This window comes from Actinoallomurus sp. NPDC052308 (assembly GCF_040679195.1).
GTDB lineage: Bacteria > Actinomycetota > Actinomycetes > Streptosporangiales > Streptosporangiaceae > Actinoallomurus > Actinoallomurus liliacearum.
The window spans coordinates 442698-454031 of record NZ_JBFAUM010000001.1 but is presented as its reverse complement, the minus strand read 5'-3'; the positions used below and the strand labels follow the sequence as shown (position 1 = coordinate 454031).

The 11334-nt window shown below is 71.5% G+C and carries 9 protein-coding genes; 6 read left to right on the top strand and 3 right to left on the bottom strand.

Annotation, left to right across the window (positions count from 1 at the left end; translation table 11 throughout):
- The first annotated feature begins 679 nt into the window (after positions 1-679).
- On the top strand, positions 680-844 hold the full coding sequence (locus AB0L00_RS02425; RefSeq protein ID WP_364427237.1) for a hypothetical protein: 165 nt from the start codon (positions 680-682) through the stop codon (positions 842-844).
- A 141-nt stretch (positions 845-985) separates the two neighbouring features.
- Here the strand turns inward: AB0L00_RS02425 and AB0L00_RS02420 are convergent, their stop codons facing one another.
- Complete coding sequence (locus AB0L00_RS02420; protein ID WP_364427234.1) at positions 986-2443, bottom strand: hypothetical protein; 1458 nt, start codon at positions 2441-2443, stop codon at positions 986-988.
- Positions 2444-3116: 673 nt separating this feature from the next.
- Here AB0L00_RS02420 and AB0L00_RS02415 point away from each other — a divergent pair.
- The 4 genes from AB0L00_RS02415 to AB0L00_RS02400 all read left to right on the top strand — a co-directional run bounded on the left by AB0L00_RS02415 (position 3117) and on the right by AB0L00_RS02400 (position 7909).
- Positions 3117-3611, top strand: a complete 495-nt coding sequence (locus AB0L00_RS02415) for a (2Fe-2S)-binding protein (RefSeq protein WP_364427231.1) — start codon at positions 3117-3119, stop codon at positions 3609-3611.
- Positions 3612-3675: 64 nt separating this feature from the next.
- Positions 3676-6144 carry a xanthine dehydrogenase family protein molybdopterin-binding subunit gene (locus AB0L00_RS02410; protein WP_364427228.1) on the top strand — a complete coding sequence of 823 codons (2469 nt, stop codon included), beginning with the start codon at positions 3676-3678 and terminating at the stop codon, positions 6142-6144.
- Entirely contained in the window at positions 6141-6986 is an 846-nt protein-coding gene (locus AB0L00_RS02405) for a xanthine dehydrogenase family protein subunit M (protein ID WP_364427226.1), read from the top strand. The genes AB0L00_RS02410 and AB0L00_RS02405 overlap by 4 nt, the downstream gene beginning before the upstream one ends.
- Before the next feature lie 116 nt (positions 6987-7102).
- Complete coding sequence (locus AB0L00_RS02400; protein ID WP_364427223.1) at positions 7103-7909, top strand: SRPBCC family protein; 807 nt, start codon at positions 7103-7105, stop codon at positions 7907-7909.
- Positions 7910-8052: 143 nt separating this feature from the next.
- Here the strand turns inward: AB0L00_RS02400 and AB0L00_RS02395 are convergent, their stop codons facing one another.
- On the bottom strand, positions 8053-8619 hold the full coding sequence (locus AB0L00_RS02395; RefSeq protein ID WP_345353013.1) for a helix-turn-helix domain-containing protein: 567 nt from the start codon (positions 8617-8619) through the stop codon (positions 8053-8055).
- A gap of 69 nt (positions 8620-8688) precedes the next feature.
- Between AB0L00_RS02395 and AB0L00_RS02390 the strand changes: the two genes are divergently transcribed.
- A complete protein-coding gene (locus tag AB0L00_RS02390) occupies positions 8689-9561 on the top strand; it encodes a cupin domain-containing protein (protein ID WP_364427219.1) in 873 nt (290 codons plus the stop codon).
- A gap of 37 nt (positions 9562-9598) precedes the next feature.
- On the opposite strand, the gene AB0L00_RS02385 is transcribed toward AB0L00_RS02390, so the two are convergent.
- Positions 9599-11329, bottom strand: coding sequence for a protein kinase (locus AB0L00_RS02385; RefSeq protein ID WP_364427217.1), 1731 nt, complete (start codon positions 11327-11329; stop codon positions 9599-9601).
- Between the last annotated feature and the right edge of the window lie 5 nt (positions 11330-11334).

Genomic DNA, 11334 nt, shown 5'->3' with positions numbered 1-11334 from the left:
CGACTCGGGGAGCAGCGGCTCCACCCACCGGACGCTGGAGCGGACCGACTCGGGGAGCAGCGGCTCCACCCACCGGACGCTGGAGCGGACCGACTCGGGGAGCAGCGGCTCCACCCACCGGACGCTGGAGCGGACCGACTCCGGGAGCAGCGGCTCCACCCACCGGACCCTCGGGCGCTAGCCTGCGACCAGGACGGTCTTCGGCGAGCCGAACGAAGGGCCGGCCGATCCGCTGCCTGAGAACGACGAGCGGCCCCCTCCCCCGAGGGGGTCGTTCTTTCGCAGTCGCCGCGATGACGTCCCCGAAGAGCTCATGCGCACCCCAGTCCCGCCGTGCCAAAGATTCGGTGACCGACGGCCAAGGCCGGGACATAACGGCCCGAACAGTCGGCCGGTGCGGCCCTTCGCCGAGCCCTCCGTCCGGGCGACCCACACAGTCGTGATCGTCTCGAACGCCGAAAAGAGCGGCTCCGTCGGCGCGCGACGCCGAGACACGCCGAGCATCGAACTCGCTGTGCGATAACCCCAGGCGTGACATATCGCCCGATAAGCCTATTTTCGGATCATACGGGCAAGAGGGTCCGGCGACTTTCCCAGCGAGAAGTTCTGTATGGCCGTTCGTCCCAGTCGGTGGACTGTCCCTCTTGTCAAGATCCAAACAAATGAAAGAGGTTCTGCCATGCCCGACAGTTTCCTGCGCCCCATCGTCAAGGCTCCCACCTCGGACGAGGCGAAGAAGCAGGTCGCCAAGGAGCTCACCGACGCGGGTGTTCGGTTCACGAACCTGGAAGCCACCGAGAAGGGCGACGGCTACCACTCGGTGTCCGGCAAGTACGTGGGGTAGTGGCCCTCTCTCCAGGGAGGACCACGAAGTAGTGCCCCGGCGGATGGAGACGGCTCGCGCCGCCTCCGCCGCCGGGGCATTTCGGTACATGCCATGTGATATCCGCGAGTCGTTCGGCCCCTGCCGACTCCGGTGGGAGGGTCACACCGCGCGACCCCGGTGGTTCCGGTCGATGACATGACCAGTGTCGCCGTCGCGCCGGGTGAAGGCGAGGGCGGCGGCAATACAGGCGGCGGGTAGGGCGGGGATGACGTAGCGGTAGTCGAACTCGGCCGTGGTCGGCGGCACGAGGATGGCGACCACCGCGATCGTCCAGGGCAGCAGGGCGTCCCACCGCCGGCGCAGCAGCGCGCCGAGCCCCAGCAGCAGGATCAGGCCGAACACCGTGCCGCGCACGAAGAAGAAGCGCTGGTAGACCCGCATGACGGAGGCGTACGGCCGGACCACCTTCGTCTTCACGTGTCCGGGGTCGTACGGTCGCATTCGCGCCACCGCGACGGACGGCGGCTGCGGCGGGTGCGGCTGGAAGAGGTAGTAGTCGTACGTCTCGGGGTCCGGGAACGACGGGTGGTGCCACCGGAACGTCCGCAGCAGGTCGGAGGTCACGGTCTCGGCGTAGTCGCCCGGCTGCGCGATGATGGCCCGCTGGGCGAAGTCGCCGGCCCGCCGCTCGACGTCCGGGGTGAACTTGCGCTGGGCGAACCGGTGGAACGGCGAGATCCGGCCCCAGATGTAGAGCTGCGACCGGCCTCGCTTGGCGGGAGGCGTGTCGATGCACAGCGGTAGCTCGTCGACCGGTGGCTTGATCTTCCGGCAGTCCGCGAACGGCATCGTCCTGCTGTAGAGGAAGATCCCCGTGCTGTACGTCAGCCCGTACCGCTGCGTACGGGAGGAGAACCACCCCGCGTACAACGCCACCGGCAGCAGCCCGGCGACGAGTCCCGCGAGGACGGCGCGGCGCCCGGCCCGTCGTACGGTCAGCCAGGCGAGGGTGAGGACGAGGATCGGCAGGCCCACCGAGCGGGTGATCGCCGCGAGGCCGACGAGCAGGCAGACGAGGGCCATCCGCCGGGCGCTCGGCTCCTTCTCCCACAGCGCGACGGTGACCGCCAGCGTGAGCAGAAACGTGAACGGCGTGTCGGACATGATCAGGTGCTCGAGCTGCATACCGAAGGCGTCGAACAGCGCGGGGACCGCGGCGACGGACGCCGCCCAGCCGGGCAGCCCGAACCGGTGCCGCAGCAGCGCGTACACCATCACGCCCACGGCGACGCCCATCGCGTGCTGGACGAGCACGACGAGGGTGAAACTGTGGAACGGGGACAGCAGCCAGAGGAACAGGGAGTAGCCGCTCGGCCGGATCAGGTTGGGGGTGAGGCTCAGGGCTCCGCTGACGTAGTCATAGGAGTCGGGGAACCACATGGCGCCCTGGAAACCCAGCATCGCGACCAGGCGGAGCACGACGGCCGACGCGAGAACCGGGAGGAAGACGCGGTGCCGACGAGCGAACGTCAGGGCACGGGCCAGGCGGCCGACGGCCTCTCCGCCCGCGACCGCCCGGCCGGGATCACCGGCGACACGCTCCTCGACACTCGTCACGGCCCCTCCGTTCAAACGCGACGGGACAACACAATGCCACCGCTTCGGACAATTCGCTGGAAACCTTCCGACGAAAGCCCGGTCACCGCCGCCTTCCGCTCCTCACGCGGTGCCGAAACGCCGTTCATCCGCGTCGCATTGGGAAAGAGAACCACATCGCGGCGGCCGGTGAGCCACTGCGCCGGATGGTTGCCCGCGGCCCCGACGCGGCCCGGGCGCCGGCTCTGTGGTGACGCGTGTCGGCGGAGGGGTTCGCCGGACGGCCGAGGCAGGGTCAACCCGCCGTCACGTTTCGTTCTCCCTCTGGCCTTTCCCGGCGTTCCGGGCTTACGTTGACAACACGTCATGCCTCCTGCCACTGGAGCAAGCGATGTCGCGAAGCCGTGCGAAACGCATCAGACGAGCCGCCGCCAAGATCCGTCGCAGGCACCGTGAAGGCGCCCGACGCGGCCACAAGGTGAACAGTCACCACCAGTTCAATCACGACTGACGCCCGAGCACCACCCGTGCACCGGGAGCCGGGCGCGCGGCCGGTGAGCGCCGCCTGCCTCGCGTACGCGACCGGCGGGTCCGGCCCGCCTCGCGTACGCGATCGGGCGGCGTTCCGGCATGCCCCCAGGACCTCCCGGGCACGGCCTGCCCGTATCGGAATCCGCACATCCTGGAGGGACGTATGCCGCGCGTGTCGGTAGAGGTCGACGGCGTGAGATACGACGACGACGTCGAACCACGTCTCCTGCTCGCCCACTATCTTCGCGACCGGCTGGGCAAGGTAGGCACCCCGATCGGCTGCGACACGTCGAACTGCGGCGCCTGCACCGTCCTGGTGGACGGCCTCAGCGTCAAGAGCTGTTCCGTCCTGGCCGTACAGGCGGACGGGCACGAGATCACGACCGTCGAGGGCCTCGGCGACGGGCAGAACCTGCACCCGATGCAGCGCGCGTTCCACGAGGAGCACGCCCTGCAGTGCGGCTACTGCACCCCCGGCATGATCATGGCCGCGCTGGACCTGCTCCGGGAGAACGCCGACCCGTCCGACGAGGAGATCCGCGCCGGACTCGAGGGCAACCTGTGCCGCTGCACCGGCTACCAGAACATCGTCCGCGCCGTCCGCCACGCCGCGAACGACATGCGCCAGGCCGAGCGGCCCGAGGAGGTATCTCAGTGAGCGAGCGGAGCGAGCGAATCGAAAGCACAGCGCGCCCGATCACTCCGCCGACGAAGGAGGTCTCATGAGCGAGATAGCCCCCGAGGCCGTCGCCGAGCAGATCACCCCGGGTACGCCCGACGCGAAGGCGGAGGTCGGCCGCGCCCGCAGGCGTACGGAGGACGCCCGGCTGATCACCGGGCGCACCAACTGGACCGACAACATCCAACTGCCCGGCCTGCTGCACGTGGCGTTCCTGCGCAGCCCGATCAGTCACGCCCGGATCACCCGGATCGATGTCGAGGCCGTCCGCGCCCGGCCCGGTGTGATCGCCGTCTTCACCGGCGCCGACCTCGCCGACGAGCAGGGCAGCCTGCCGTGCGCGTGGCCGGTCACCGAGGACATGGTCCTGCCCGACCACCCGCCGATCGCGGTCGACGAGGTGCGCTACGTCGGCGAGCCGGTGGCGGTCGTCGTGGCCCGGGACCGGTACGCCGCAGTCGACGCGCTGGAGGCCGTCGACGTCGACTACGAACCGTTGCCCGCGGTGGTCGACATGGAGCGCGCGGTCGAGGAGGGCGCCGACCTCGTCCACACCGACAAGGGCACGAACAAGAGCTACACCTGGGTCTTCGAGGCGGGTGAGCTCGACGCGGCCTTCCGGGACGCGCCCGTGGTGATCGAGCGCCGGTACGTCCAGCAGCGGCTGATCCCGACCGCGATGGAGCCCCGCGCCGTCGTCTGCTCGGCCGTCGGCGACGAGTACACCCTGTGGTCGGCCACCCAGATCCCGCACATCCTGCGGCTGATGCTCGCGACCGTCACCGGTATCCCCGAGCACAAGCTGCGGGTCGTCGCGCCCGACGTCGGCGGCGGCTTCGGCTCGAAGCTGCAGGTGTACGGCGAGGAGGTCGTCTGCCTGCTGCTGGCCCGGCGACTCGGCCGCCCGGTCAAGTGGACCGAGTCGCGCAGCGAGGGGAACATGGCCGTCCACCACGGCCGGGACCAGATCCAGCGGCTGGCGCTCGCCGCCGACCGCGACGGCCGGATCCGCGGGCTGAAGGTCGACCTGCTCGCCGACATGGGCGCCTACCTCATGCTGGTCACGCCCGGCGTCCCGCTGCTCGGCGCGTTCATGTTCAACGGCATCTACAAGATGGACGCGTACTCCTTCACGTGCACCGGCGTGTTCACGAACAAGACGCCCACCGACGCGTACCGGGGCGCGGGCCGGCCGGAGGCGACGTTCGGCATCGAGCGGCTGATGGACGAACTCGCGAACGAGCTGGGCCTGGACCCGCTCGAAGTACGCCGGCGCAACTGGATCCGGCACGAGGAGTTCCCGTACGACACGATCTCCGGGCTGACATACGACTCCGGCAACTACGAGGCCGCCACCGAGAAGGCCCTACGGCTGTTCGAGTACGACAAGCTGCGCGCGGAACAGGCCGACCGGCGGGACCGGGGCGACCCCGTGCAACTGGGCCTCGGCGTGTCCACCTTCACCGAGATGTGCGGGCTGGCGCCGTCCCGGGTCCTGGGCTCGCTGTCGTACGGCGCGGGCGGCTGGGAGCACGCGTCCGTGCGGGTGCTGCCGTCCGGCAAGGTCGAGGTCGTCACCGGGTCGTCGGCGCACGGGCAGGGGCACGAGACCGCGTGGGCGCAGATCGCCGCCGACCGGCTCGGCGTGCCGTTCGAGGACGTCCGGGTGCTGCACGGCGACACCAGCGTCTCGCCGAAGGGCATGGACACGTACGGCTCGCGCTCCCTCGCCGTCGGCGGGGTCGCGCTGTTCAACGCCTGCGACAAGGTGATCGACAAGGCACGCCGGATGGCCGCGCACCTGCTGGAGGCCGACGAGCGGGACATCGAGTTCTCCGCCGGGTCGTTCGCGGTGAAGGGCGTCCCGGGCCAGGCCCGTACGCTCCAGGAGGTGGCCCTCGCCGCGTTCGCGGCGCACGACCTGCCCGAGGGGTTCGAGCCGTCGCTGGACTCCGAGGCGACCCACGACCCGGAGAACTTCTCCTTCCCGCACGGCACGCACCTGTGCGCCACCGAGGTGGACACCGAGACCGGGTTCGTGAAGATCCGCTCGTACGTCGCCGTCGACGACGTCGGCAAGGTCGTCAACCCGTTGATCGTCGAGGGCCAGGTGCACGGCGGTCTGGCGCAGGGCATCGCGCAGGCGCTGTACGAGGAGGCGGTGTACGACGCCGACGGCAACCTGACGACGACCACGATGGCCGACTACCTGATCCCCTCGGCCGCGGACCTGCCGACGTTCACCACCGACCGTACGGAGACCCCGGCGACCACGAACCCGCTGGGCGTCAAGGGCGTCGGTGAGGCCGGCACGATCGCCTCGACCCCCGCGGTCGTGAACGCGATCGTCGACGCGCTGCGCCCGTACGGGGTCGACGACGTGCCCATGCCCTGCACGCCCGAACGGGTCTGGCGGGCGCTGACCGGCGCGCGCCGGGGCTCGGCCCCGCCCGAAGGCGCGCCCGAACCCGGCGCGGGCGGCGGCCTCGGTTCCGCGGGAGGTGCGGCATGATCCCGGCGACCTTCGACTACGTACGGCCGTCGTCGCTGAGCGACGCGGTCGCGGCCCTGCGCGAGGCGGACGAGGAGGGCAAGGTCATCGCCGGCGGGCAGAGCCTGCTGCCGCTGCTCCGGCTCCGGCTGGCCTACCCCGAGGTGCTCATCGACGTCTCCGCCCTGCCGGAGCTGCGCGGGGTGCGCGACGACGGCGACTCGGTGCTCGTCGGGGCGATGACCACGCACTACGAGGTGATCCGCGACCCGCTGATCCAGGCGCACGCGCCGCTGCTCGCCGCGGCCACCTCCACCGTCGCCGACCCGGCGGTCCGCCACCGGGGCACGATCGGCGGCTCCCTCGCGCACGCCGACCCGGCCGGTGACCTGCCCGCCGTGGCGCTGGCGATGGACGCCGTGTTCGTCACGTCGGCGCGGGAGATCCCCGCCCGCGACTTCTTCGCCGACTACCTGACGTCGGCGCTGGAGCCGGACGAGATCCTCTTGGGCGTACGCCTGCCCAAGGAGTACACCGGCTGGGGATTCCACTACGAGAAGTTCCACCGTACGGCGCAGGCGTGGGCGATCGTCGGCGTCGCGTGCCTCGTCCGGCGCACGGACGGCGAGATCGCCGAGGCGCGCGTCGGCCTGACGAACATGGGCTCCACGCCGGTCCGGGCGTACGCCGTCGAGACGGCCGTCGCCGACGGGCCGGCCTCCCGTCAGGCGTTCCAGGCCGCGGCGCAGGACGCCCCCGAGGGCACGAGTCCGCCGAGCGACCTGCACGGCTCGGCGGAGTACCGGCGGCACCTCGCCCGCGTTCTGACCGCCCGCGCCCTCGCGACGGCCGCGGGCGTCTGACCCCCGGTGTCGCCTCGCTCACCTCGGGTACGCGCCTGAGGTGAGCGGGGCGCGGGTCACCGCCCTATTTGCCCTGTAATGTCACCCGCAGACCGCCGATCACGAGGAGGCCGCGCATGGAACTCGATCACGAGTTCACCGTTCCGGTGCCGGTGGACCAGGCGTGGCGGGTGCTGCTCGACGTCGAGCGGATCGCGCCCTGCATGCCGGGGGCGACGCTGGACGCGGCCGACACCGAAGAGTTCACCGGCCGCCTGAAGGTGCGTCTCGGCGCGATGACCGTGACCTACCGGGGCACGGCCCGCATCGCCTCGCGCGACGAGGAGGCCCGCACGGTCGTGATCGAGGCGTCCGGCAAGGAGGCGCGGGGATCGGGCACCGCCTCCGCCACGGTCCAGGCGCACCTGCACGAGGACGACGGCCGTACGCGCGTCACCGTGCACACCAAACTGAACGTCACCGGCCGGCCCGCGCAGTTCGGCCGGGGCATCCTCGCCGAGGTCGGCGGCAAGCTGATCGGCCGGTTCGCCGACAACCTCGCCACCGAACTGGCCGCCGAGCCGGACACCGGCGCCTCCGCCGAGGCCAGGGTCGAGGAGGCAGCCGCCGGCGCGGCCACGGCCGAAGAGGCGGTCGCCGACCAGGACGCCGCCGGGGCCCCGGCGGAGAGCGCCGCTGCCACCGGGACTCCGGCGGAGAGCGGCACCGGTACCGGGTTCCCAGCGGAGTCGGCGGAAGAGGCCGCGCGCGCCCCGAAGCCGACGACGGCGGCCCGGACCGCCACGACACCGGCCCGGCGTGAGGCGGAGCCGATCGATCTGCTGGAGGTCGCCGGTCCGGCCGTCATCAAGCGGGCCGCTCCGGTCGCCGCCGCCGTGGCGGTGCTGCTGGTCCTCTGGCGTCTCATCCGGCGCCGCCGCTGACCCAGGCCGACCGCATCGGCCCCACCCCGGCAGCCTCAGCCGGGCCAAAAGCTCGGTGAACACCCCGGCGGACGAGCCGCCCTGCGGCATTCGCCCCGCCTCACGACCGCGTTCACCGAGCATTCGTCCCGCCGCCGGCGGGCTCAGGGCCGGGGGCCGAGGCCGTCGAGGGCGATGTCGATGAAGCGGCGCCAGTCGCCCACGGCGTTCCGGCTGATGGCGGCGACCGCTCCCGCGATCATGTAGAGGTCGGCGACGTTGGCATCGGGGCGCAGCGTGCCGTCGGACCGGCCGCGCTCCACCAACTCCGCACCGACCGCCAGCAGGTCGGCGCCGATCTGACCGCGCGGTTCGGTGTCGCCCAGGGCGGCCTCGATGGCACTGGACACCCCGCGTCCCTCCTCGTGCACCCGGCCGATGCGCGCCAGGAAGCCCGCCAGGGCCTGGCGCGTGTCGGGCAGGGGCAGGCACTCTTCGCGCGCGTGCCGGAGGATCTCGGCGAAGCGCACCTCGGCGACCGCCTCGACCAGTGCCTGCCGCGTCGGGAAGTGCCGGTACACGGTGCCGACGCCGACGCCCGCCGCCCGGGCCACGTCCGCCATCTGCACCTGGTCACCGTGCTCGGCGAACAGTTCGTCGGCCGCTTGGAGCACCCGGCCGCGGTTGCGTTCGGCGTCGGCGCGAGACCTGCGAGCCGCGTTCTCTGGCATTCGGGACGTTCCTCACTCTAGACTCAAATACGGAAGCGGATTCCGAATCCGTTTCCGGAAGGATAAATCATGTCCGAAGACCGCTTCATCCTGCTCGACGCCGGCGCGTCACGCCCCACCAGCATCCCCTTGCCACCGGGGACGACCGCCAAGGCGGGCGTCGCCGACACCGACGGGCGCTTCACCCTCATCGAGAACCACGACGGCGACGACGCCCTGCCGCACGTCCACACCTTCGACGAGATCGTCTACGTGCTCGACGGCGAGCTGGGCGTCGAGTTCGACGGCGCGACCCACCGGCTCATCCAGGGCATGTGCGCCTTTCTGCCCCGTGGCGTCACCCACGCCGTACGGCGCCTGTCCGACGCGCCCACGCACGCGCTGCAGCTGTGCACACCGGGAGGCTGGGACGGCCATCACGAGGACGTCGTCCCGTACGGCACGCGCTACGGCGTCGATGGGGAGATCACGGAGAACGGCGACAAGAGCCGCTTCTACGTCCTCGCGAAGGGCGAGGCGAGGCCCGGCCGGCTGCGGGTGCCGCCCGCCTTCTCCTCCAAGGTCCGCTCGACCGACACCGAGGATCGGTTGTCGTTGCTGGAGATGGTCGTCGCCCAGGAGATCCCGCGTCACGTCCATCACAAGGCCGACGAGAGCATCTACGTGCTCGACGGCGAGCTCCTCGTCGAGTTCGCCGACCGGGTCCACCCGGTCACGCCCGGGCGGTTCGTTCTGCTGCCGCACGGCGTCCGGCACGCCCTGCGCCCAGGTTCGACACCGCCTCCGCGCGTGCTGCAGATCTCCTCCCCCGGCGGCTGGGAGTGCTTCGTCGAGGACCTCATCGAGGCCAGATCGCGCATCACGACCGGCGGAAGGTTCGACGCGCGCAAACTGAACCCCATCGCCGCCAAGTACGACATCACCTACGAAGAGCCGTCCTGACGGGATGGATCCGTCCGCTCGGCGCGCGGCGGGGCGGTCAGCCGAGCGGACGGATGCTGCCGATGATCTTTTGTAGCTCGGCGTCGGCCACCTGCCCGGCGCCCTGGTCCGCGATCGCGATGAAGACGATCGGAGCGCCCTGCGCCGCCGGCATCGCGACGGCGTGGACGACGCCGCCCGGCGGCTCACACCGCTTGCGGGCGCCCTTCGTTGTCGCGGTGGCCGTGGACTCGACGGCCTGAGACCCGCGCAGGGTCGCCGTCCGGTCATTTCCCTCGACGACGGACGGTACCCGGCCCGCGGCGGTGGTGTACTCGCCGTTCGCCCACTGGTTCGCGGTCCTCCCCGCGATCCCCGTCAGCTGGTAGCTCTGGGCGGCCGACAGGGAGGAGACCGCGGCGATGCCCTTGCCGCCGGTCAGCCCTGTCTGGGCGTGGTAGTTCAGATCGGCGCCGGTGCACCCGGGATGGGGCAGCTCGGCCGTGCCGTTCATCACCTGAGAGGTATTGCCGCTCGCGTCCGCGTACCCGAGGGTCGTGCTGGACAGCTGGACGTGCCAGCCCGGTGGCACGTCGTACGCCACACCGTGCTCCGGCGACCGTACGAGCCGCCAGCCGGGAACGACGGGCCCGGTGACCGGAGCGGGCGCGCGGGTCGTGCCCGTCCGTCCCTGCGCGCGGGCGGGATGCTGCTGGGCCCCGGAGCCTTTGACGAGGAAGAAGGCGCCGCCGGCGACGAGTGCGACGAGTGCGATCCCCGCCGCCACGACCGGCCCGGTCCTGCGCTTCCGGGAGCGGGGGGCGTCGACCTGTGTAGCGGTCGCGGATCCGGCGGGTCCGGCGCCGGACGGCGCGGCCGAGGGAGACAGGGTCGGCACGAACCCGATGTCGGAGCTCTGGCCGCCCGCCTCCCCGGCACCGCCCCCCGGCCGGCGCAGCAGTTCCGCGACCGCGGCGGCGTTCGCGGGCCGGTGCGCGGGATCCTTGGCCAGCAGGGCGCGCACCAGCCCGTCGAGGTGGTCCGGGATCTCCGGGCGAATCGAGCGCGGCGGCACCGGCGACCGGCTGACATGCTGGTACATCGCGGACGCGACACCCGCGGTGTCGGCGAAGACGGGACCGCCGGTGAGCAACTCGTACAGGACACAGCCGAAGGAGTACAGGTCGGTTCGGTGGTCGACCTGGCGGCCCTCGAACTGCTCCGGCGCCATGTAGCGGGGTGTTCCGATCGAGACGCCCGTCCCGGTGACCGTCGTGGCGTCGGCCAGCCGGGCGATCCCGAAGTCACAGATCTTGACCCGGCCGTCCTTCTGCAGGAACAGGTTGGTCGGCTTGATGTCGCGATGGACGACGCCGCCAGCGTGCGCCGCGGCGAGCGCGTCGGCGATCTGGGTCCCCAGCGTGATCACCTGATCGATGGGGAGGCCGCCGGCGTGACCGGCGAGCACACTGCTCAGGTCGCTGCCCTGCAGCAGCTCCATGACGAGGAACAGCAGGTGGTCGTGCCGCTCGATGTCGAACATCACGGTGATGCCCGGATGCTGGAGTCCGGCCGCGATCTCGGCCTCGCGGCGGAACCGCGCGACCGCATGCTGGTCGGACAGCAGGTGCGCCGGAAGGAACTTGACGGCGACCGGACGGCGCAGGCGCAGATCGACGCCGCGCCATACCTCTCCCATCGCGCCCCGGCCGAGAGGGTCCTCCAACCGGTAACGACCGGCGAGCGTCAGCCCCCCGTGCAGCCCCTGGATCCCCATATCGTCCTGCATGGTCG